The organism is Tabrizicola flagellatus (assembly GCF_008271465.1).
GTDB lineage: Bacteria > Pseudomonadota > Alphaproteobacteria > Rhodobacterales > Rhodobacteraceae > Tabrizicola > Tabrizicola flagellata.
The window spans coordinates 20399-42496 of sequence record NZ_VMDU01000013.1; the positions used below are offsets into that span (position 1 = coordinate 20399).

Genomic DNA, 22098 nt, shown 5'->3' on the forward strand with positions numbered 1-22098 from the left:
AACCGGGAACACGGGCAGAACATTATGCAAACGCATGATGTGGAGGTTGTCCCCGTGCTGACACGCAAGCAGTTGGAACTTCTGGACTTCATCAAGTCCCGGATGGACCGGGACGGGGTGCCGCCCTCCTTCGACGAGATGAAGGATGCGCTCGATCTGCGCTCGAAGTCGGGGATCCACCGGCTCATCACCGCGCTTGAGGAACGGGGGTTCATCCGCCGCCTCGCCCACCGCGCCCGCGCGCTGGAGATCGTCAAGCTGCCCGAGGCGATGGAAAAGCCCGGCTTCAGCCCCAAGGTCATCCAGGGCGACCGCAGCGATCCGCCGCGCGGCGCGATGGAGGTCTCGGTCGTGCATGCGCTGGAACTGCCCGTGATGGGCCGCATCGCCGCCGGCGTGCCGATCGAGGCGATTTCCGAGGTCTCGCACCATGTGGCCGTGCCGGGGTCGATGCTGTCTGGCAAGGGGCAGCACTATGCCCTTGAAGTCAAAGGCGATTCCATGATCGAGGCCGGGATCAACGATGGCGACATCGTGGTGATCCGGGAACAGAGCACCGCCGAGAGCGGCGATATCGTGGTGGCGCTGGTGGAAGACCACGAGGCCACGCTGAAACGCTATCGCCGCCGCGGCAACATGATCGCGCTCGAGGCCGCCAACCCGGCCTACGAGACCCGGGTCTTCCCCGATCACCTGGTCAAGGTGCAGGGCCGCCTCGTCGGGCTGATCCGCAGCTACTGAGCGGCCAGCTTCAGCGCCCTCGGCCTCAGGTCGGGCAGAGCGACGGCGCGCGTGCGCGGGGACCACAGGCGTCGGTCGCCCTTGGTCGTCTCGAACCGCAGGGTCCCTTCCCCGGTCCAGACGGCCAGCGGCCCGGTCTCCTGCAGCAGGTTCTGGTCCACCAGGGGGCAGGCTTCGGGCCGGGTTCCGGCCCGGCCCGCCAGGATGACCAGGTCGGCCAGGGCGCAGACCCCGGCAAGCCGGGCTTCGGCGCCCTTGCCGGACAGCGCCACGGCCTTGAGGCCGGCAAGATCGAACCAGCGCATGTCTTTCGGCCCGGTGAAGCCCGGACGCTCTGCCGCCTCTTCCTGCCCCGCGAGGTCGCCATCGTTCTGCAGCCAGTTCTCGGCGGCGAAGCCTCCTCCGCGCGGCGCCGAAAGGGCGCGGCCTTCTTCCCCGGCCAGCCCGACCAACCGCCCGTCGCCCGAGACGAGGAGCAAGGGGCGCTCGGCCGTGACCCAGAGGGCCAGGGCCGCGAGCACCGGGATCAGCCCTGCCGCCTGCCCCCTTTCCCGCCAGAGGATCAGCCAGAGCGCCCCCAGCGTGAACATCGGCAACACCCAGGGGCCGGGTGTCGGAATGGCGGTGACCGCACCCTCCAGCCCCGCGATCCAGTGCGCGACGAAGAGGATCCAGCGCGCGCCCTGCTCCATCACCCACAGGGGCAGCCAGGCCAGGCCGAAGGGCGCCATCAGCGCCGCCAGCGCCCCGGCGGGCATCACCACCGCGCCCATCACAGGCACGGTCAGCAGGTTGGCGAGCAGGCCGTAATCGGTGAAGCGGTTGAAATGCGCCGCGGCATAGGGCGCGGTCGAGAGCCCCCCGATCAGCGAGGACAGGACCAGGGTGAACAGCGGCATCAGCCAGCGGGGAAGCTTCTGGCGGTAGATGCTGTCGTCCAGAGCGGAAAAGCCCACGATCAGGGCGATGGTCGCCGCGAAGGACATCTGGAAGCCGGGCTCGAGCAGGCTTTCGGGCTTGACCAGCAGCAGGATGATCCCGGCGATCGCCACCGACCGCAGCGTCAGCGCGCGGCGGTCGAGGAGGATCGCGCCCAGCATCACCGAGACCATGATGAAGGCCCGTTCCGTCGCCACATTGGCGCCGGACAGGAGCAGGTAGAACAGCGCCACGCCCAGGCTGACCACGGCGGCGACCTTCTTCGTGTTCACCCGCAGCGCCACATGGGGCACCAGCGCCAGGCCATATCGGAACAGCGCAAAGACGAAACCCGTCAGGAATGCCATGTTCATCCCCGAGATGGCCAGCAGATGCGCCAGCGAGGATTCGCGCAGCGCCTGCACCGTATCCTCGGAGATGGCCGAACGGTCCCCCGTCATCGCGCCGGCCGCGAAGGCGCCCGCCTGCCCCTCCATCCGCGCCAGCATGGCCTGCGTCAGCCAGCGGCGCAGCCGGTCGATGGGACGCGCCCCGCCGCCGGGTTCCTCCAGCAGGAGCACCGGCGTGCGTGTGTAGCCGACCGCGCCCAGCTGGTCGAAGAAGGCCATGCGGCGGAAGTCGAAGGCACCCGGCTCCACCGGCCCTTCCGGCGCCGCAAGGTTTGCGGTCAGGATCACCACCTGCCCCGGCATCGGGGCAAGCCAGCCCCCATCCTCCTGCAGCGAGACCCGCACCCGCAGCGGAGTCTTCTCGGGCGCCACGTCCTGCAGGACGACCTGGTCCAGCGTCAGCCGCAGGGCATCTGATTGCGAGCGGTCGATCCCGACGATGCGGCCTTCGACCGGACCGTAATAGCGAAAGTCCAGCATCGGGGCATCGAGCAGGTGCGCACGCAGTCCGGCGGCGAGCCAGCCTGCCGCCAGCGCCGCGACCGCGAGGCCGAGAGGCCGCACGAGTTCGGACCTGATGGACAGGGCCAGACCGCCGAGCAGCACCGATGCCGCCAGCAAGTAGCTCGCCGCTCCCGGTTCGGTCCCGACCGAGAACCAGGCGCCGATGCCGCAGCCGATCAGCACGGCGATCCAGGGGAACAGCATCCCCCGCGCCGACTGGAGCACCTCGAATGGCACCAGCAGCGCCCGGATGACCGTTTGAACGGGGGCCACCTTGTCTCCCACCCCGCGATTGCCTAAACCCGGCAGCGATCCTACGCCCGCCATGGTTTCCGAAAGGTTAATCCCGTCATGTCTCAGGTCGTCACCCGCTTTGCGCCTTCGCCCACGGGCTACCTGCACATCGGCGGCGGGCGGACGGCGCTGTTCAACTGGCTTTATGCGCGCGGGCGCGGAGGCAAGTTCTTCCTTCGGATCGAGGACACCGACCGCGAACGCTCGACCCCCGAGGCGACAGCGGCGATCCTGCGGGGCCTCACCTGGCTGGGCCTCGACTGGGACGGCGAGGTGGTCAGCCAGTTCGCCCGCCGTGACCGCCACGCCGAGGTCGCGCATGAGATGCTCGCGCGAGGAACGGCCTACAAGTGCTTCTCGACGCAGGAGGAAATCGCGGCCTTCCGCAAGGCGGAAGAGGCCGCGGGGCGGTATCCCGTGTTCCTGTCGCCCTGGCGCGACGCCGATCCCGCCACGCATCCCGAAGGCGCGCCCTATGTCATCCGCATGAAGGCCCCCCGCACCGGCGAGACGGTGATCGACGACCAGGTGCAAGGCCGCGTAGTGATCCGGAACGAGACGCTGGATGACATGATCGTCCTGCGCAGCGACGGCACGCCGGTCTACATGCTCGCGGTGGTGGTGGACGATCACGACATGGGCGTAACCCATGTGATCCGCGGCGACGACCACCTGAACAACGCGGCGCGGCAGCAGATGGTCTATGACGCGATGGGCTGGGAGGTACCGGTCTGGGCGCATATCCCGCTGATCCACGGGCCGGACGGCAAGAAGCTGTCCAAGCGCCATGGCGCGACCGGGGTCGAGGAGTATCAGGCGATGGGCTACCCGGCGGCGGGGATGCGCAACTACCTGACGCGGCTTGGCTGGGCGCATGGCGACGCGGAGATCTTCACCTCGGAAGAGGCGATGAAGATGTTCGACCTGAAGGGCATCGGCCGCGCGCCCGCCCGGCTGGACTTCAAGAAGCTGGAGAACACCTGCGGGCATCACATGGCGATGGCCGATGATGCCGCACTGCTGCATGAACTGAAGGCCTTCCTCTCCGTCTCGGGGCGCGAGCCGCTGTCGGCGACACAGGAAGCCCGTATGATGGCCGCGCTGCCCTTCCTGAAGAAATCCGTGAAGACCTTCCCGGAACTCATGGAAAAGGCGGCTTTTCTTCTGGCCGAGCGCCCCATCCGACCCGAACCCAAGGCGGCCGAGGCGCTGGATACGGTATCCCGTGGTATACTGAAATCGTTGACGCCGCGACTGCAAAATGCTAGCTGGACAAAGGATGCGCTGGAGCCGATCCTGACCGCGGTTGCCGAGGAGAACGGCATCGGTTTCGGCAAGCTGGCAGCGCCGTTGCGGGCCGCACTTGCGGGGAGAACTGTTACACCGTCGGTTTACGACATGATGCTCGTCATCGGTCGAGATGAAACCGTTCACCGGCTGGAGGATGCGGCGGGCTGACCCCGCCCCCCGGCCTTGAAGCCGCCCCGACCGGGGTGCAGGATAGCCAATGGCCGCGCCCGGTGCCGGGTGCGACCTCCATCACCGGGGAGAACCATGTCGGACAAAGTTGCAAAACTGGAACTGGACGGGAAGACCTACGACCTTCCGGTCCACAAACCCACCCTCGGCCCCGACGTGCTGGACATCCGCAAGCTTTACGGCGAGGCGGGCGTCTTCACCTTCGATCCCGGCTTCACCTCGACGGCATCCTGCGAAAGCGCCATCACCTATATCGACGGTGATCAGGGTGAACTGCTGTATCGCGGCTACCCCATCGAACAGCTTGCCGAAAAATCGACCCATCTCGAGGTCTGCTATCTGCTGCTCTACGGCGAACTGCCGACCGCCGCCCAGCTTGCCGACTTCACGCAGCGCGTGACCAAGCACACGATGGTGCACGAACAGATGCACTATTTCTTCCGCGGCTTCCGCCGCGACGCGCATCCGATGGCCACGATGGTGGGCGTGGTGGGCGCGATGGCGGCCTTCTACCACGATTCGACCGACATCAACGATCCCTGGCAGCGCGAGGTCGCCGCGATCCGCATGATCGCGAAACTGCCGACCATCGCCGCGATGGCCTACAAGTATTCGGTCGGCCAGCCCTTCGTCTATCCCAAGAACGCGCTGTCCTACGCGGGCAACTTCCTGCACATGTGCTTTGCCGTCCCGGCCGAGGATTATGTGGTCAGCCCTGTTCTGGAAAAGGCGATGGATCGCATCATGATGCTCCATGCAGACCACGAGCAGAACGCCTCGACCTCCACGGTGCGGCTGGCGGGGTCGTCGGGCGCGAACCCCTTCGCCTGCATCGCGGCCGGCATCGCCTGTCTCTGGGGCCCGGCGCATGGCGGGGCGAACCAGGCCTGCCTGGAGATGCTGAAGGAGATCGGCACCGTCGACCGCATCCCGGAATACATCGCCAAGGCCAAGGACAAGAATTCCGGCTTCCGGCTGATGGGTTTCGGCCACCGGGTCTACAAGAATTTCGACCCGCGCGCCAAGGTGATGAAGGAGAGCGCCGACGAGGTGCTCGGACTGCTCGGCATCGAGAACAACCCGCTTCTCCAGGTCGCCAAGGAACTGGAGCGCATTGCGCTGGAGGACGAATACTTCGTCGCCAAGAAGCTCTACCCGAACGTCGATTTCTATTCGGGCATCATCCTCGAGGCGATGGGCTTCCCGACCTCGATGTTCACCCCGATCTTCGCGATCAGCCGCACGGTGGGCTGGATCAGCCAGTGGAAAGAGATGATCGCCGACAAGAACCAGAAGATCGGTCGTCCGCGGCAGCTCTACATCGGCCCGGCAAAGCGCGACTACGTCGATTTGCGCCACCGCTGAGGCGCGGGGCAGCGACGGACGGACAGGCCGCCTTCGGGCGGCCTTTTCGTGCGCCGACAGGTCGCAGGGCATGACCGATGATTTCCGTCAGGAACAACCCACATCCGGAGGGTTCTTTCCCTGCGGAGTTTCACCATGAAGGACACCTACCCTAACCTGACCGCGCACCACGCGCCTGTCACCCTTGGCGACCGGGTCGCGCTGCGGACCGTCAAGTTCATGCGCCTGTTCGCCGACGCCTTCTTCTCGAAACGCTATGGCCACCGCGCGGTCGTGCTGGAAACCGTCGCCGCCGTTCCCGGCATGGTCGGCGGCCTGCTCCAGCACCTGAAGGCGCTGCGGCACATCCGCGACGACCAGGGCTGGATCAAGGAGCTTCTGGACGAGGCCGACAACGAACGCATGCACCTGATGACCTTCATTCACGTCGCGCAGCCCTCGCGGCTGGAACGCGGGATCATCATGCTGGGGCAGGCAATCTTCTATAACGCCTATTTCTGGCTGTATCTCTTCACCCCCCGCATCGCGCACCGGATCGTCGGTTATCTCGAAGAGGAGGCGGTGGTCAGCTACACCCAGTATCTGGAGCAGATCGACGCCGGCAAGGTCGAGAACATGCCCGCCCCGCAGATCGCCATCGACTACTGGAACCTCGGCAAGGGCGCGCGGCTGCGCGACGTGGTCATCGCCGTCCGCGCCGACGAGGCCGGGCACCGCGACCGCAATCACCAGATGGCCGACGAGCTGAAGGCCGCCTGACCGCTCGTCCCTTCGCCTTCGCCTGCGCTTCGGTCTTCGCTGGCGAGGAGCGAGGCGAAAGCGGAGCGATGAGCCTAGCCCCGCCCGTCCAGCGTCCCGACGGCCCGGTAAAGTTCGGGCCGCCGGTCGCGGAACAGGCCCCAGCTGGCGCGAAGCTCGGCGATCGCCTCCAGATCCACGGTGGCGGTCAGCACCTCTTCCCGGTCGCGCGAGGCCCGGGCCAGAATTTGCCCCATGTGTCCGGCGATGAAGCTCGAGCCATAGAAGGTCACTTCCCGGCCCCCCGGCGCCACCTCGCGGCCGATGCGGTTCGATGCCACGACCGGCATGATGTTCGCCCCGGCATGGCCGCGCATCACCGCTTCCCAGTGCGGCTGGCTGTCGTGATCGGGAGCGGGCGGCTCGGACCCGATGGCGGTGGGGTAAAGCAGCATCTCGGCCCCCATCAGCGCCATGGCGCGCGCGGCTTCGGGAAACCACTGGTCCCAGCAGATGCCCACCCCGATTCGCCCGAAGGCCGTGTCCCAGACCCGAAAGCCGGTATCGCCGGGCGAGAAGTAGAACTTTTCCTCGTAGCCCGGCCCCTGCGGGATGTGGCTTTTCCGGTAGACCCCCAGCACGCGACCGTCCGCGTCGATCATGGCGCAGGAGTTGAAATGCGCCTGCCCCGCCTTCTCGAAGAACGAACACGGCAGCACCACGCCAAGCTCGCGCGCGAGCGCGCTGAAATGCGCGATCAGCGGGTGGCCCTCGGCCGGGCGGGCGAGGCGAAAGTATTCCGGCCGCTCCTCGATGCAGAAGTAGGGCGCTTCGAACAGTTCCTGCACCAGGATGACCTGCGCGCCCTTCGCGGCGGCCGCCCGGATCGCACGTTCAGCAGACTCGAGGTTCAGGGGCAGATCCCAGCTGCAGGCGAACTGGGTGGCGGCAAGGGTAACGTGACGCATGGGGTGTCCTCCGGGCAGATGCGTCTTACCCTAAGTCTCTGGCGGGGCGGCTTGAAGCCCGATTCCGCTCTGGACAGGCCAACGCTTGCCTGCGGTCGCGACTGCCGTGGGATGCAGGCGTTCCGACCGGTCGCGGCCGACCCGGCGCCGGCGCCGCAGCAGGAACCATTTGCCCCAGCTGCGCCATGTCCCGACCATCGGCGCCTCGGGGTCGCAGGGAAAGCGCGCGCGCCAGCCCTCGGGCAGCGCCAGCCCCAGGGCCTCTGCCCGGTCCAGCATCCAGACCAGCGGGATGTTCGCCAGGGGCCGCGCGGCCTGAAAGTCCCCGATCTGTCCGCCGATGTCGCCATGCGCGCCGCGGAACCAGACCTGTTCCACGTTGCCTTCCCAGCCGGGGGGACATTCCCAGAGCACCGGCGCAAAGGCCTCGCGCGTCTCGTGCAAGGCAAGGGCGTGATAGCCGTGACGGATCGAGGGGCCGAGCTGATGGCTGTGGAAGGCATGGCGGTCCGCCGCGAACATCCAGAAGAACGGAAGCCGCAGGCCCAGTGCCTTCACGGTGTCCCAGACCCCGACCATCTGGATCGGCGCCTCGCCATGGCAGAAGCGCCGCGCGAAGGCCTCGGCGGCCGGGCTGTCCGCGCCGCGTTCGTAATGCCGCCAGGCCAGGCGCACCGCGCGTTCGGTGGCATGTTCCCGGCGCAGCAGGCCCACCCGGTCGATCACCCCCGCAAGCGAGCGCACCGCGAAGGCCCCACGCGAGTATCCGAACAGGAAGATCCGGTCGCCAGGGCGATAGCCGGAGGCCAGCCAGCCATAGGCGCGGCGGATCTGCGGGGCGATTCCGCGTCCCTCGAGGATCGCCACGCCGCGCAACCAGCCCTCCCACTGCATCCCCGGCTCGTAATAGAGCCGCCGGTTGGCGTGGGTTCCCATCTCCTGCAACAGCCGGAACAGGATGCCAGGGTTCGCCTCGCGCCCCGGCTCCAGGCTGGACAGGGTGCCATCGAGGATGATCACATGATCGACCACGCCCCGCTGCCGTCCCGGCGCAGGCGCGGGGGCCGGTTCCACCTCGGGCTCGACCGTGCGGCGGAAAAAGCTGCGGAGGCGGTCCAGAAGGCGCGTGGCGGGTCTCCTTGTGTCTGGCGCCGGAACATGATGGCGCGGCAAGCGGTTGAGATTCCCTTCCCACAAGGCTAGACGCCCGGCGGACCGTGGTCCAGCCGGGCGTCAGGATTTCACAGGAATTTCAAACAGTCAGAGCTTCAGGCTGAGGACCGTTGCCATCTGCAACTCGCCAAAGCCGTTGAAGCGGGTGTTGGTGACCGTCGAATAGGACCCCATACCCTGCCAGACGACGAAATCGCCTTCCTGAAGGTCGGCGGGCAGCGGGATTTCCCCCGGAAGCCGGTCCACCGAATCGCAGGTCGGCCCGAAGACGATGCGGGGGATCGCCTCACCCGTGCGCTTTTCGCCGGTGGGCGACAGCACCTCGATCCGGTCGATCACGCCGATCATCGGCAGTTCGGTCAGGGAGCCATAGACGCCGTCGTTCAGGAAGACATGCGTCCCGTCGCGCAGCGCCTTGACTCGCGCGGCCAGCGCGAAGGCGTCGCCGCAGAGCGCCCGGCCGGGTTCGCAGACCAGCGCGGGACGGTCGGCGCCGAAGGCCTCGGTCGTCACCCGGTCGATCAGCTGGAAGGTCTCTTCCAGTTGCGGCACCACCGCGGCCAGCCGGTGCGAGGGGAAGCCCCCGCCCACGTTCAGCCGCGCGATCTTCACGCCGGCTGCCTTGGCGATGTTCGCCGCCTCGCGGATGTAGGATTCCCAGGCGTGGGGATCGATGCACTGGGTGCCCGGGTGGAAGGTGATCGAGGGGATGTAGCCCGCCTCGGCCACGATCTTGAGGAGTTCGGTCGCCAGTTCCACCGTCGCACCGAACTTGGCGCCGAAGTTGTAGGCCGCGCCCGCCACCGGCAGCTTGAAGCGCACGCTGATCTCGGTGCCCTCGACCGGGACCATCTCGATCAGCTTCTGCAGTTCCGACTTCGAATCGACGCTGTAGGACTTCACGCCCCGCGTCACCGCATGGGCGATCTCGTGCCGCGCGCGCACCGGGTTGTTGTAGTGGATCGCCGCGTCCGGCACGAGACGGCGGATCAGGTCGATCTCGAAGGGCGAGGCGCAATCGAAGCCGCGCACGCCCGCCGCCGCAAGATTCTCGATCATTTCCTCGCCGGGGTTCGACTTCACGGCATAGGTCACCATGCCCGGGAAGCCGTCGATGAACCGGCGCGCCGCCGCCTGTGCGGCCGAGGGCGCGAAGAACAGCACGGGGTTTTCCGGCGCCTGCTTCTTCAGAAAGTCAGTCGGGTTTGTCCAGATTGTCTTGGAGAGTCCCATCGGCGTATTTCCCTTTGCCAACAAGACGCTTCGCCCTTCCCCGTGCAGCTGTGGGACCGGGCACCAGCGTGGTTTCAAGTGAACCAGGCCAGGTGCGTATGAGCCGCCCTTTTCCTGCAATCGAGGATGCCGCATATGGGTTACAACTTCACCGAACAAAACTATATAAATGCGCCATTCCGTCGTTATAATGACGAAAAGGACGGCAGATTGCATGGACGAACTGGATCGCAACATCATCGGGCTGCTCTCGGCCGACGCGCGGGTTTCGGTGGCGACCCTCTCGCGCCGGTTGAAGGTCGCCCGGTCGACGATCCAGGCCCGGCTGGAGCGGCTGGAGACCTCGGGCGTGATCGCGGGCTACACGCTGAAACTGGGCGAGGCCGCGCGGGAGGGCCGGCTGCGCGCCTCGGTCCTCTTGACCATCGAGCCGCGCTCGCAGGCGGCGGTCCTCGCCCGGCTGAAGTCGATTGCCGAGATCGAGCGGGTGTTCACCACCTCCGGCCGCTTCGACTTTCTGGTGCAGGTCGCCTGCCCCAACACCCAGGTGCTCGATTCGGTGCTGGACCAGATTGGTGCCATGACCGGGGTCCGGGCGTCGGAGAGCCTGATCCACCTCTCGACCAAGATCGACCGGGCGGTTTAGGCGTAGGGTGTAATCGTAAGGTGGGGTTGAACCCCACCCTACACCCCCAACGCCCGGAATACCTTCGGCAGTTCTTCCGGCAGGTCCTCGGCGATCAGCCCCGGCCCGAAGGACAGCGCGCACTCCACATGCAGCCAGGCCCCGGTGCAGGCGGCGTCGAAGGGCGAGACCCCCCGCGCCAGCAGCCCGGTGATGAACCCCGCAAGCACATCGCCCGACCCTGCGGTGGCCAGCCAGGGTGCTGCCCGTTCGTAGTGGGCGGAGTTGATGGCGCAGCGCCCCGAGGGGTCGGCGATCACCGTATCGGGCCCTTTGAAGAGGACCACGCAGCCCGCGCGCCCGGCGGCCGCCCGCGTGGCATCGACCTTGGAATAGGCGGGGCCCTTGGTGGCGGGGGCGGCGAGCTTTTCGGCGATGTCGGGGAAGAGGCGGGCGAACTCCCCGGCATGGGGGGTCAGGACGCATCCCTCGTGCAGGGCGGCGAAGAGGTCGGGGTGTTGGGACAGGATGGTGAGGGCATCGGCATCTAGGACCAGATGGCGTCTTTCGGAGGACGGGGCCCCCCTCCCCTCTCCCCTCCCCACGAGGGGGAGGGGAAGCGCGTCACCGTCACCGTCTGTGCGGGACGCCTGACCTTTGCCGCTCCCCTCCCCCTCGTGGGGAGGGGATGGGGGTGGGGGGCTCCCGGCCGGAATACCCAGCGCAACCGCCACCACCTCCCTGGCCCGCGCATCGATCCCCAACCCCGGCCCTACGCACAGCGCATTGATCCGCTTGTCCTCCAGCGCCTCCTCCAGCATCAGCCCATCCGCGACCGCCCGCAGCATCACCGCATCCAGCCGCGCGGCGTTCTCCGGTATGGCCTCGGGAGGACACCCCACCGTCACCAGTCCCGCCCCGATCCGCAGCGCCCCCCGCGCCGCCAGCCGCGCCGCCCCGCCCCGACCGGAGGGGCCGGAGAGGACGAGGGCGTGGCCGTAGGCATATTTGTGCCCGGTTGCCTTGCTAAGCCGCGCGGTCGCCGTCGGCCGCTCGATCAGCGTCACGCCTGCATCAGCGGCGAGGCCCAGGGGCACCACCCGCAACCGCTCGCAGGCCCGGGGGCCGACCCCAAGGTAGTGGCCGGGCTTCGGCGTCTGGAAGGTCACCGTCAGGTTCGCCACGACCCGGTCGTCCAGCGGATTGCCAGCAGCGCTGTCCGGATAGCGCCCGCTGTCGGCGCAAAGCCCGCTTGGAACATCCACTGCCACGACACGCGGGGTTTCCCCCGTGCGGCTGGCCGATCGCCACCAGTTCAGTTCGCCCTGAACCGCATCCAGATCCTCGAAGGGGCGCGTCAGACCGATGCCGAACAGGGCATCCACCACGAGAGCCGTGCCTTCGGCCCATGCGGGCAGCGAATCGTTCTGCAGCGGCCGCACCTCCCCCATCCCCCGCCACCGCTCGCAATTCACCCTTGCGTCCGGCGGCAGCCGCTCCGGGTCGCCGTAGAGGAAGACCTCCACCTCCCAGCCCCATTCCCTGAGCAGCCGCGCCACGACGAACCCGTCGCCGCCGTTGTTGCCCGGCCCGCAGAGGACCACCGCCCGGTGCGAGGTTGCCTTCAACTCCGGCCATTCCTCGAAGATCGCCTCGACCACGCCCTTTCCCGCACGTTCCATCAATTCGAGGCCCGTGACATCTCCACTGGCAATCACCGCCTGTTCGATGGCCCGCATTTGTGCAGCGGTCAGGAGTTCGGTCATTTCTTGCTCACCACAGTTTTCAAACTGCCCGCCAGACAGGCGAGTTGCACAATTATTGGGCAGAAGAATGGGAATCCCCGTGGATCCGCCCGCAAGGAAACCCTGTCACATTGCCCCTCCCATGGGGAAGTGGTCAGAGGAGCAAGGACGTACCGGGGGAGCCAGCCCATGAAGAAAGTCGAAGCGATCATCAAGCCGTTCAAGCTTGACGAGGTGAAGGAGGCGCTTCAGGAGGCGGGCATCCAGGGTCTTTCGGTGACCGAGGTCAAGGGGTTCGGCCGGCAGAAGGGCCACACGGAACTCTATCGCGGCGCCGAATATGTCGTGGACTTCCTGCCCAAGGTGAAGATCGAGGTCGTCCTGACCGACGACATGGTGGACACCGCCGTCCAGGCGATCATCGCAGCCGCCCGCACCGACAAGATCGGCGACGGCAAGATCTTCGTCACGCCAGTCGAACAAGCCATCCGCATCCGCACCGGCGAGACCGGAGACGATGCCGTCTGACGCGGCAGCCCAGGAATTTTCTTTGAAAATTCTTTGGCTTGATCAGAATCGGGCCGCAAGGCCCAAACCGAAACCCAACCGAAAGGCAGCATGATGAGCGCAGTTGCGAAAGCTCTGAAACTGATGAAGGACGAGGAAGTCGAATACGTCGACATCCGCTTTACCGACCCGAAGGGCAAGCTCCAGCACGTCACGCTGGTCGCGGACCTGGTGGACGAGGACTTCTTCGAGGAAGGCTTCATGTTCGACGGCTCGTCGATCGCGGGCTGGAAGTCGATCGACCAGTCCGACATGAAGCTGATCCCGGACGCGGCCTCGGTCTATATCGACCCGTTCTACGCCGAAAAGACCATGGCCGTGCATTGCAACGTGGTCGAGCCCGACACCGGCGAGGCCTACAGCCGTTGCCCGCGCCAGACCGCGCTGAAGGCGGAAGCCTACCTGAAATCCTCCGGCATCGGTGACGCGGCCTATTTCGGCCCCGAGGCCGAGTTCTTCATCTTCGACGACGTGCGATACTCGGTGACGCCCCGCAAGGTGGCCTACGAGATCGACGCCGAGGCCGCCGCCTGGAACACCGACACGGTGACCGAGGGCGGCAACTACGGCCACCGCGCGGGCCACAAGGGCGGCTACTTCCCGGTCAACCCGATCGACGAGGCCCAGGACATCCGCAGCGAGATGCTCTCGACCATGAAGCGGATGGGCATGAAGGTGGACAAGCACCACCACGAGGTCGCAACCTGCCAGCACGAGCTGGGCATGATCTTCGGCGGGCTGGTCGAACAGGCCGACAACATCCAGAAATACAAGTACGTCATCCACAACGTGGCCCACGCCTACGGCAAGACCGTGACCTTCATGCCGAAGCCGATGAAGGGCGACAACGGCAGCGGCATGCACGTCAACATGTCGATCTGGAAGGGCGGCAAACCCTTGTTCGCCGGCGACAAGTATGCCGACCTGAGCCAGGAGGCGCTTTGGTTCATCGGCGGCATCCTGAAGCACGCGAAGGCCCTGAACGCGCTGACCAACCCCGGCACCAACAGCTACAAGCGCCTGATCCCTGGCTTCGAGGCCCCCGTGCTGCGCGCCTATTCGGCCCGCAACCGGTCGGGTTGCGTGCGGATCCCGTGGACCGAAAGCCCGAAGGCCAAGCGTGTCGAGGCCCGCTTCCCCGATCCGTCGGCGAACCCGTACCTGGCCTTCGCGGCGCTCCTGATGGCCGGCCTTGACGGCATCAAGAACAAGATCGACCCCGGCCCGGCCTCGGACAAGGACCTTTACGACCTGCCGCCGGAAGAACTGGCGCAGATCCCGACCGTCTGCGGCAGCCTGCGCGAGGCGCTGGAAGAGCTGGAGAAGGACATGGACTTCCTGCTGGTGGGCGATGTGTTCACCCGCGACCAGCTGGAGGCCTACATGGCGCTGAAGTGGGAAGAGGTCTATGCCTACGAGCATACCCCCCACCCGGTCGAGTATCAGCTGTACTATTCCTGCTGAGACCTGGGGACAGTGAAGGGAAAAGGGCGCCCCCGAGGGCGCCCTTTTTCATGTGAGTCCAAGCGGGACACACAGGTCAAGTGCTTGCAAAAGCTGGATTACTGTGCGGACATTAACGGCTTGGAAAGCAGGATCGGCGCGGCTAACCTGCGGCGCGGAAGCAGGCGGGGCGGCGATGGCACGGGAACCCTCGGACAGGCGCGGGGAAAGGGGACGACCCGAGATCTGGGCCTCGGGCGGGCAGCGTCCGCCCTTCGACCTGCGCGCGCTTGGCCGGGCGGGGCTGCACCTGTCGCGCACGGCGGTGGCGGGGCTGACGGCCGGCGCCGCGCGCGGGCTGCGGCGGGCGGCGGTGAACGTGAAGGCCGGCCGCGGCCGCATCCCGGCCGGCAAGCTGGGCCGGGCGGAACGCTTCGTCCCCTCGCACCTGCGGGTCGCGGCCTGGATCGCCAATCTGGCCGCGACCTTCGCCCATGCCAGCGCCACGGCCGACCGCGACATCCCGCGCGGCAATGCGCTGGTGGCCGAGATCGCGCCGCATCTCTGGGACCAGGGGGCCGCGCCCGCACCCGCTCCGGCCCTGCCCGAGCGAGCGCGGCCAGTCGCCAAGCCGGAGGCCATGCCGAACGAGGTTGCCCCCGTGGTCCTGCCCGAGCCGACCGACCCGGCCGCGGCGGAGGACCCGCTGGCGGCAATCCGGGGCGAGATCGGGGGCAGCCCCCTGCCCCGCGCCGAGGCCCGACCTGCACCCGTGCCAGGGCCGCAAGCGCCCCCCGCCCCGCGCGGCCCGGTGGCCGAGGGAGTGGTGCAGGTCGCAGGCTGGCTGACCGGCTGGGCGGCGACCGGGCTTGCCCTGCCCTACGGCCTCGGCCGCGCGCTCTGGCTCTGGGCCGGGGGGCGCGACCTCAAGACGATCGGGCGCGAGGACTGACGACCGGCAGGTGCAGGGCGGAGCGCCTGCGGCGCAAGATCGTGTCTCGCCTCCGGCCTGCGGCCAACCGGCTCGGCCGTCGGGGGCGCTTCGCCCCCAGGCCGACCGGTTTCTCGAACCGGTGGCGAAACCGTTCGGCTACCCTCCGCGAGTCTTTGGACAAGGGCAAGTGCCGGGATGAGGGAAGATCAGGCCAGCGCCTGCCGGATGAAGGCGAGGGTCTCGGCGCGGACGGGGTCGGTCTCGAAGGCTTCGCCGCCGTGGCCGGCACCGGGGACGAGCTTGTAGTCGATCCGCGCGGCGGGATCGGCGGCGACCCAGGCCTCGCGCAGGCGCTTGGCCTGGAGGTCGGCGATCAGCGGATCGGCGTCGCCGTGCCGGATCAGGATCGGCGGCAGGGGTTCGCGCAGTTGCGCGAGCCGCCCGACCGGCCCCATGGCCCGCGCCGCCGCGCGGTTTTCGCCCACGGCAAAGCCCAGGAGCTGGCTTTCCGCGCTGTCGGCGGCATCGGTCGGCCCCATCTGCGGCGTGCGGCCCAGGGTCTTCATGTCCTGGTCCATGGTCGAGAAATCCATCGGCCCATAGAGGCTGACCACCCCGCGCGGGCTGAGGCCCACCTCGACGAGGCTGAGCGCGGTCGAGACGGCGAGGAAGGCCCCGGCCGACTGGCCCATCAGCACGATGCGGGAAGGATCAAGCCCCAGCGCCGCGCCCTGGCGTTGCAGGTGCACGATGGCGGCAAGGCAGTCGTCGCCCTGGGCCGGCCATTTCGCCGTGCCCGAAAGGCGGTAGTTGACCCGCACCACGGCGATGCCGGAGTCGAGCAGTTCCGGCCAGACCGCAAGGTCGGTCTTGTCGCCCGCGCGGAAGGCTCCGCCGTGATACATGACCAGCACCGGCGCCGGCCCGCGCCCGCCGGGCAGGGTCAGATCGAAGGTCTGGAGCGGATCCCTGCCATAGGCGATCTCGGTCGCACGGGGGCCGCCCCAGCGCCAGAGCGCGAGCCCCCCCGCCGCCGCGGCCGCGCCGCCGATCAGAAGGGTCCTGCGGATCAGTCCGGGCATGTCAGCCTCCGTGCGATGCGGGTCAGGTCGGCGGCGAGGCGGGTCTCGAACCGCGCGAGGCGGGGCTCGGCCACGGCCTCGGCGCCGTAGAGCGCGCGCCAGGTCAGCCGGGCCTTGGGCGCGCAGGGTTTGAGGATGGCGAGCCGCAGGATGCGGCGGACCGGGCGGCGCAGCACCAGCCAGTCGATCCAGGCCGGCGCACCCATCGTGGTGACGGCCAGCACCTCGCGCAGGCTGTGGAGGCGCGGCAGCATCGGGCCGAAGCCGGGGGAATGGTCGTAGGCCGTGCCCGGCGCCCAGACCCGGTCGAACCAGCCCTTGAGGATCGCCGGAAAGCCGAACCACCAGGTCGGAAAGACCAGGATCAGCACTTGCGCCTCGGCGAGCGCGCGCTTGTCCTCCTCGAGCGTCGGGGCGGGGGTGGCGTAATAGGCGGCGCGTTCGGCGGGGGTCAGGACCGGGTCGAAGCCGTCGTAGAGATCGCGGCGGGAAAGCTGCCAGCCGGCGGCGCGGGCCTCGGCCTCGACCCTTGCGGCAAGGCGCGCGGTCAGGCTTTGCGCCAGGGGATGCGCGGTGACGAGAAGCGCGCGGGTCAATGCACCGCCTCGCGGAGTGCGGCCAGTTCCTCGGGCGTGACGGTGGCGGCGTCCACGACATAGGTGTGGATGGTGAAGACCACCGCCCGCGTCACCGGAAGGCGCATCAGGCACTGGCGTTCGCAGCGGATATAGACGTGGTCGGTGGGCTGCGGGCGCCTGTCGCCCTCGATGCGGGGCTGGTGCAGGACGAAATCGTCGTAGGTCAGGTAGTTCATCCGCCAGAGCGGCTGTTCGGGCCGGATCGCATCGAACAGCCGCGCGACACGGCGGGCGAGGTCGGCATCATAGACCGGGACCGGGTCGTGGATGCCGGTCAGCGGGCGGCCGATCTTCTGCGCGAGGCTCCACGAGGCCGGAAAGCACAGGATCGCCCCGGTCAGTGCATATTCCGCGCCCTGCGGCTCCATCAGGCAGAGGTCTTCCTGCACGAGGCGGCCGAGGGTCAGGAGCGGTTGGTCGGGGTCGAGCGGCACGGTCACGCCGTCGGGGCGGGTGACGCTGTCGTCGGTCAGGGTGAAGCCGGGGGCGGCGCGGAGCCAGTCGAGGACGGTCCGGTAAAGCTCGTCGGCGGCCGGGCGCGCCGAAGGCAGGAGGGCGTGGACGATGTCGGGTTGCGCCGCGATCAGCCGGTCGCGGAGCGCCATCTGGGGGCCATAGGCCTCGTCGAGGCGCAGCCAGTCGCGGCCCTCGACCGGCAGGATGCCGGGCAGGCGGCGGGTGCGCGGGTCGATCCACGGCAGGTGCGGGAGGCGGTCCTGCAGGATGGGCTGGTCTTGCATCGGGTCGGCCATGGCCCGCTTTTGACCACGGGCGGGGCGCGGCTGCAACCAACACATTTGCGACCTTGCGCGTCGCCCCTGGCCTAGGCGGGGCCGTGCCGGCGGGGCAAGCTGGCGGAAACGGGAGGGGCCGATGGACTATCACCGCGACCGCCGGAAGATCGACCCCTCGCGCGGGGCGCGGCTGGGCGACGGAACGCCCAACGACAACGACCGGGTGGAGATCGGGCCGACGCAACTGGCCTTCCGCGAATGGGAGGCGGCGGGGCTGCACTTGCCCGATCTGGGGCGGATGCGGCACGACCGCTGGCAAAGGCTGGTCGCGGGGATCGTGGCGCGGGACTACGGCGGGCTCCTCATGTTCGACCCGCTGAACATCCGCTATGCGACCGACACGACGAACATGCAGCTGTGGAACACGCACAACCCGTTCCGGGCGTGCCTGATCTGCGCCGATGGCCACATGGTGATGTGGGAATACAAGAACTCGCCCTTCCTCGTGACCTTCAACCCGCTGGTGAAGGAGCTGCGATCGGGCGCGACCTTCTTCTACAACTCGACCGGCGACCGGGGGGCGGAGGCGGCGACGGGGTTCGCCGCGCAGGTCGATGAAGTGATGCGGGCGCATGCGGGGACGAACCGGCGGCTGGCGGTGGACAAGATCATGGTCCACGGGCTGCGGGCTTTGGAGGCGGCGGGGTTCACCGTCGAGGAAGGCGAGGAGGTGACGGAGCGGGTCCGCGCCGTCAAGACGCCGGACGAGATCCTGGCGATGCGCTGTGCGCATCATGCCTGCGAGGCCGGCATCCGGGAGATGGAGGCCTTCGCGCGCGAGAACGTGCCGAAGGGCGGGGTCAGCGAGGATGCGATCTGGGCGGAACTGCATGCCGCCAACATCCGGCGCGGGGGCGAATGGATCGAGACGCGGCTGCTGGCCTCGGGGCCCCGGACGAACCCGTGGTTCCAGGAATGCGGGCCGCGGATCGTGCAGGAGAACGAGATCCTCGCCTTCGACACCGACCTGATCGGCTGTTACGGTTTCTGCATCGACATCAGCCGCACCTGGTGGCTGGGCGAGGCACGGCCCTCGAACGCCATGGTTTCCGCCTTCCACCATGCGCTCGACCATATCGCCGACCACAAGGCGCGGCTGAAGCCGGGCGTGACGATCGAGGAACTGGTGATGCAGGGCCACCAGCTGGCGCCGCAATACTGGGCGCAGAAATACAGCTGCAAGATGCACGGGGTCGGGCTTTGCGACGAATGGCCCTATGTCCACTACCCCGACGGCTGGATCCCCGGCGCCTTCGATGCGGCGCTGGAACCCGGCATGGTGCTTTGCGTCGAGGCGCTGGTCTCGCCGGAAGGGGGCGATTTCTCGATCAAGCTGGAGGACCAGGTGCTGATCACCGAGACCGGCTGCGAGACGCTGACGACCTATCCCTTCGATCCGCGGCTGATGGGTTGACCGCGCCTCCTCGTGCGCCTTCGGCTTCTCGTCGGGATGGGCGGACTCAGAGATCGACGTAGCGCGCGATCCGCACCTCGCCATCCGGCGCGGTGAAGCGCAGGTCGATCCGGCGCGCCGCGACCGTCATGCAGTCGGGCGTGACCGAGGGCGGCCAGAGCAGGCAGACCTGGTTCCCGTCCACCCACCAACTGCCCCAGCGGGTGCCGTCCGCCGCCTCGCGCAGGCTGCGCCCGTCCCGGAAGAAGTTCTGCGTGCTGCCGTCGTCATACCGCAGCACCCGCGCCGAGAGCGCCGCCGAGATCCCGGCAGCATCCAGTGCTTGCCACTCCTCGGCGGTGGCCGGCAGCGCAAGGCAGAGTGTCAGCAGCAGGATCCGCATCGGCACGCCTTCATCCGTTGCAGCGGCGAAAGTCGCCAAACCCGACCCGCAAGACCACTCACGACTCGGTGAACCCCGGATCTGCCGCGCCGACCGGGCGGCTCAGATCTCGACTTGCGCCAGCAGGCCGAGATGATCCGAGCCGAGCGCATCGCGCGGGCTGACCCGTCCGCCCCTGGGTGCGAGGACATGGTCGATCGGCAACCGCAGAAGGTCGCCCCAGCCGATGAAGGTGCCGAAGGTCGGGCCGGCCGGCCGGAGCTGGAGGATATCGGCCAGCCGGGTGACCGAGTTCGCCCAGCGCACCATGTTGAAATCGCCCCCGACGATCGCCGGCCCCTGCAACCGGTCGAGGATCGGCAGCAGAAGCTCGACATGATCGGCCTGGGCATAGGGCCAGGGCCAATGCAGGTGCAGCGAGACCAGCCAGAACCGGTCCTGCCCCTCGACCCCGGCGACCACCTGCATCGCCGCCAGCCCGGGGCCGCAGAAGGCCGTGCCCGGGACCGGGGTCAGCCGCGTCAGGATCGCCGGGCCGCCCACCACGCGCCCAGGGCAGACCTGCTGGTGGGGATAGGCGTCCCGCAGCGCGGCCAGCAGCGCAAGGTTCGGCTCGGAAACCTCCTGCAGCGTCACGATCTGGGCGTTGGCGGCCCGGATGTCGGCTTCGAGCGCGGAAAGCTCGGCATTCCGGTAAAGAAGGTTCTTCTGATAGACGGAATAGCGCCCGGTCAGGCCGGGCCAGGTATAGGCCAGCAGCACCTGCCCCCCGCAGAGCATGGCCAGCAGCATCGCGACGAACGCCGCCATCCGCAGGCCGGCAAAACTGGCGAATACCGCCAGGATCAGGATCGCGGCTGCGGCCAGACCGCGCCCGACCGCCAGCGAATCGCCCAGCGGATGCAACCATCCCAGATATCCCCCGGCCAGGGCCAGGATCGCCAGCCCCAGCGCCAACCCGATCAGCCTCGGCCAGGTCCCGCTATCGTAACTCATTCCTGCCTCGTCGCACTCGTCCGGCCCGACGCCCCATGCTGTCCTGCCAGCTGCACCACCAGGGACCGGAGTGGCGGGGCCATGTCCTGTCCGGTGGTCAGCCTCAGGCTTTCTAGGCCGATCACTGCGGCATAAATGAGTTGTGCCCTTGGCAACAGTTCGGATTCTTCCAGACCGACCGCACGCAGGAACCCGGCCAGGTCGGACAAGCGTTGGCGATCCACCCGCTCGACGACCGCCCGCGCGCGGGGATCGCTGCGGCCCCAGTCGCGCAGCGCCGGCTCGATCTCGACCCCACCGAAGGCCTCGCCCGGCCGGATCGAGACCATGTCCACCAGAAGCATCAGCTGGCCCATCGGATCGAGCCCCGATTGCCGGACATGCGCGGTGATCGCGCTGGTGGCCAAACCTTCCCAAAGGTCAAGCATGGCCTGATGAAGATCAGGCAAATCCTTGAAATGCCAATAGAAAGAGCCCTTCGTCGCATTCAGGTCCCGCGCCAGCGGCTCGACGCGAACCGCCGCGATCCCGCCGCGCACCAGCGCCCGGAACCCCGCCAGCACCCAATCGGTGCGGCCCAGCCTGGACTTGGGAACGGCCTTGCCCATGCGCCAGACATACGCAGCCGTATGGACAAGGTCCAGCGGCCCGGCTACTCCATACGCAACCGTATGGAGCATGCGATGCCCCCGCTGCCACTGTCTGCCGGAATTGCGGCGCCTGTCCTTGATCTTGTCCGTATCTTCCGCGGCGGGCGCCTGATCGACCTGCCGATGGTCGGTTCCGACTGGCCCGAGCGGGTCAAGGCGGTCCGCTCCGGTGTCTGGCATGCGGCAACAGCAATGATGGCGCCGAGCGGTCTGGCCCTGATCGCGGAGGGTCTGATTCCAGACTGGAGGCCGGCCCTTGCCGCGTTGCCGGTCGCGCTGGTTCGGTCCGCGACCCTCCTGTTCCTGACCTGCAGCGTGACGCGGCTTGGCTCGGTCTGGATCCTGCCGCCCCGGGTCTCGTTCCCGGCGCTCCCGGCGCTTGGCCCGGACGGGCTGGCATGAGGCTGGCCCACCGACTGCTGGCGGTCCTGCTGGTGCTGTTCCTTGCCATGCACCTCGGGACCCACCTGTCCGGGCTGGCCGGGCAGGATGTGCATGGCGCGGTGCAGGAAACGCTGCGTAGGGCCTACCGGCATCCCATGGTCGAGCCCCTGCTCCTGCTGAGCGTTGCGGCTCAGGCGGCGCTTGGGGCCGCGCTGGCCCTGCGCCGACGGCGGAGGACGCCGCAAACCCTGTCGGGCGGCTATCTCGCGCTGTTCCTTGCAATGCACGTTGCCGCGGTGCTCGCGGCCCGGTGGCAGGGCATCGAGACCGACCTGGCCTTCGCCGCCGCCGGGCTGCACGCCCCGGCACCCTGGCCGGTCCTCTTCGCGGCCTACTACGGGTTGGCGGTGGTGGCGCTGTTCGTCCACCTGTCGGTGCCGTTGTCGCGGCGCCATCCCCGCGCCGGCCGCGGCGTGCTGGCGGCCGGTGCGGGGGTTTCGGCGGTGCTGATCGCGCTTCTGGCGGGCCTCGTCACGCCGCTGAACATCCCGCCCGCGCTGGTCGCGGCCTTCCCCTGACGCCTTGCGCGCTGACCCTGCCCGGCGTAAGGGGGCTCGGACA

The 22098-nt window shown here is 68.2% G+C and carries 22 protein-coding genes; 11 read left to right on the forward strand and 11 right to left on the reverse strand.

What is annotated here, in order from left to right; translation table 11 throughout:
• Window positions 1-54 precede the first annotated feature (54 nt).
• A complete protein-coding gene (gene lexA / locus FL625_RS14475) occupies window positions 55-741 on the forward strand; it encodes a transcriptional repressor LexA (RefSeq protein WP_149589392.1) in 687 nt (228 codons plus the stop codon).
• Here the strand turns inward: lexA and FL625_RS14480 are convergent.
• Window positions 735-2846, reverse strand: a complete 2112-nt coding sequence (locus tag FL625_RS14480; RefSeq protein ID WP_235019424.1) for a ComEC/Rec2 family competence protein — start codon at window positions 2844-2846, stop codon at window positions 735-737. The genes lexA and FL625_RS14480 overlap by 7 nt on opposite strands.
• A 78-nt stretch (window positions 2847-2924) precedes the next feature.
• Between FL625_RS14480 and gltX the strand changes: the two genes are divergently transcribed.
• The 3 genes from gltX to FL625_RS14495 all read left to right on the forward strand — a co-directional run bounded on the left by gltX (window position 2925) and on the right by FL625_RS14495 (window position 6470).
• Entirely contained in the window at window positions 2925-4325 is a 1401-nt protein-coding gene (gltX, locus tag FL625_RS14485; protein ID WP_149589394.1) for a glutamate--tRNA ligase, read from the forward strand.
• 96 nt (window positions 4326-4421) lie between these two features.
• Window positions 4422-5711, forward strand: coding sequence for a citrate synthase (gene gltA / locus FL625_RS14490; RefSeq protein ID WP_149589395.1), 1290 nt, complete (start codon window positions 4422-4424; stop codon window positions 5709-5711).
• 135 nt (window positions 5712-5846) lie between these two features.
• A complete protein-coding gene (locus tag FL625_RS14495; RefSeq protein WP_149589396.1) occupies window positions 5847-6470 on the forward strand; it encodes an alternative oxidase in 624 nt (207 codons plus the stop codon).
• A 74-nt stretch (window positions 6471-6544) separates the two neighbouring features.
• Here FL625_RS14495 and aguB read toward each other — a convergent pair whose 3' ends face one another.
• From aguB to FL625_RS14510, 3 genes are all read right to left on the reverse strand, one after another.
• Window positions 6545-7417 (reverse strand): N-carbamoylputrescine amidase, encoded by an 873-nt coding sequence (gene aguB / locus FL625_RS14500; protein WP_149589397.1) that lies wholly within the window; start codon window positions 7415-7417, stop codon window positions 6545-6547.
• A 30-nt stretch (window positions 7418-7447) separates the two neighbouring features.
• Window positions 7448-8491 (reverse strand): T6SS phospholipase effector Tle1-like catalytic domain-containing protein, encoded by a 1044-nt coding sequence (locus tag FL625_RS14505; RefSeq protein ID WP_235019425.1) that lies wholly within the window; start codon window positions 8489-8491, stop codon window positions 7448-7450.
• Window positions 8492-8677: 186 nt separating this feature from the next.
• Window positions 8678-9823 (reverse strand): type III PLP-dependent enzyme, encoded by a 1146-nt coding sequence (locus FL625_RS14510; RefSeq protein ID WP_149589398.1) that lies wholly within the window; start codon window positions 9821-9823, stop codon window positions 8678-8680.
• A 214-nt stretch (window positions 9824-10037) separates the two neighbouring features.
• Here FL625_RS14510 and FL625_RS14515 point away from each other — a divergent pair, with 214 nt between their 5' ends.
• Window positions 10038-10469 (forward strand): Lrp/AsnC family transcriptional regulator, encoded by a 432-nt coding sequence (locus FL625_RS14515; protein ID WP_128516412.1) that lies wholly within the window; start codon window positions 10038-10040, stop codon window positions 10467-10469.
• A gap of 38 nt (window positions 10470-10507) precedes the next feature.
• Here the strand turns inward: FL625_RS14515 and FL625_RS18410 are convergent, their stop codons facing one another.
• Window positions 10508-12214, reverse strand: a complete 1707-nt coding sequence (locus tag FL625_RS18410; protein WP_235019426.1) for an NAD(P)H-hydrate epimerase — start codon at window positions 12212-12214, stop codon at window positions 10508-10510.
• A gap of 168 nt (window positions 12215-12382) precedes the next feature.
• Here FL625_RS18410 and FL625_RS14530 point away from each other — a divergent pair, with 168 nt between their 5' ends.
• The 3 genes from FL625_RS14530 (at window position 12383) to FL625_RS14540 (ending at window position 15155) form a co-directional block, all read left to right on the forward strand.
• Window positions 12383-12721, forward strand: coding sequence for a P-II family nitrogen regulator (locus tag FL625_RS14530; RefSeq protein WP_103255696.1), 339 nt, complete (start codon window positions 12383-12385; stop codon window positions 12719-12721).
• 93 nt (window positions 12722-12814) lie between these two features.
• Entirely contained in the window at window positions 12815-14224 is a 1410-nt protein-coding gene (gene glnA, locus FL625_RS14535) for a type I glutamate--ammonia ligase (RefSeq protein ID WP_149589399.1), read from the forward strand.
• Window positions 14225-14399: 175 nt separating this feature from the next.
• A complete protein-coding gene (locus FL625_RS14540) occupies window positions 14400-15155 on the forward strand; it encodes a hypothetical protein (RefSeq protein ID WP_149589400.1) in 756 nt (251 codons plus the stop codon).
• 188 nt (window positions 15156-15343) lie between these two features.
• Here FL625_RS14540 and FL625_RS14545 read toward each other — a convergent pair whose 3' ends face one another.
• From FL625_RS14545 to FL625_RS14555, 3 genes are read right to left on the reverse strand one after another with little or no spacing between them, the layout of a single operon-like run.
• Window positions 15344-16219, reverse strand: a complete 876-nt coding sequence (locus FL625_RS14545) for an alpha/beta hydrolase (RefSeq protein WP_149589401.1) — start codon at window positions 16217-16219, stop codon at window positions 15344-15346.
• A complete protein-coding gene (locus FL625_RS14550) occupies window positions 16207-16815 on the reverse strand; it encodes an NAD(P)H-dependent oxidoreductase (protein ID WP_149589402.1) in 609 nt (202 codons plus the stop codon). Before FL625_RS14550 ends, FL625_RS14545 begins: the two co-directional genes overlap by 13 nt.
• Window positions 16812-17597, reverse strand: a complete 786-nt coding sequence (locus tag FL625_RS14555; protein WP_235019427.1) for a heme-dependent oxidative N-demethylase family protein — start codon at window positions 17595-17597, stop codon at window positions 16812-16814. Before FL625_RS14555 ends, FL625_RS14550 begins: the two co-directional genes overlap by 4 nt.
• Before the next feature lie 133 nt (window positions 17598-17730).
• On the opposite strand from FL625_RS14555, the gene dddP reads away from it, so the two are divergent.
• Window positions 17731-19065: a dimethylsulfonioproprionate lyase DddP gene (dddP, locus tag FL625_RS14560; RefSeq protein WP_149589404.1), complete on the forward strand. Its 1335-nt coding sequence runs from the start codon at window positions 17731-17733 to the stop codon at window positions 19063-19065.
• A 46-nt stretch (window positions 19066-19111) separates the two neighbouring features.
• Here the strand turns inward: dddP and FL625_RS14565 are convergent, their stop codons facing one another.
• The 3 genes from FL625_RS14565 to FL625_RS14575 all read right to left on the reverse strand — a co-directional run bounded on the left by FL625_RS14565 (window position 19112) and on the right by FL625_RS14575 (window position 21051).
• Complete coding sequence (locus tag FL625_RS14565; RefSeq protein WP_149589405.1) at window positions 19112-19447, reverse strand: hypothetical protein; 336 nt, start codon at window positions 19445-19447, stop codon at window positions 19112-19114.
• A 102-nt stretch (window positions 19448-19549) separates the two neighbouring features.
• On the reverse strand, window positions 19550-20443 hold the full coding sequence (locus tag FL625_RS14570; RefSeq protein WP_149589406.1) for an endonuclease/exonuclease/phosphatase family protein: 894 nt from the start codon (window positions 20441-20443) through the stop codon (window positions 19550-19552).
• The gene (locus tag FL625_RS14575) at window positions 20440-21051 is read right to left on the reverse strand and encodes a TetR/AcrR family transcriptional regulator (protein ID WP_160147787.1); all 612 of its coding nucleotides are present in this window, start codon (window positions 21049-21051) and stop codon (window positions 20440-20442) included. The genes FL625_RS14570 and FL625_RS14575 overlap by 4 nt, the downstream gene beginning before the upstream one ends.
• A gap of 21 nt (window positions 21052-21072) precedes the next feature.
• On the opposite strand from FL625_RS14575, the gene FL625_RS18100 reads away from it, so the two are divergent.
• Together FL625_RS18100 and FL625_RS14585 are read left to right on the forward strand one after the other, a co-directional pair.
• The gene (locus tag FL625_RS18100) at window positions 21073-21495 is read left to right on the forward strand and encodes a hypothetical protein (RefSeq protein ID WP_160147788.1); all 423 of its coding nucleotides are present in this window, start codon (window positions 21073-21075) and stop codon (window positions 21493-21495) included.
• A complete protein-coding gene (locus tag FL625_RS14585) occupies window positions 21492-22055 on the forward strand; it encodes a hypothetical protein (protein WP_149589409.1) in 564 nt (187 codons plus the stop codon). Before FL625_RS18100 ends, FL625_RS14585 begins: the two co-directional genes overlap by 4 nt.
• The last annotated feature ends 43 nt before the right edge of the window (window positions 22056-22098 follow it).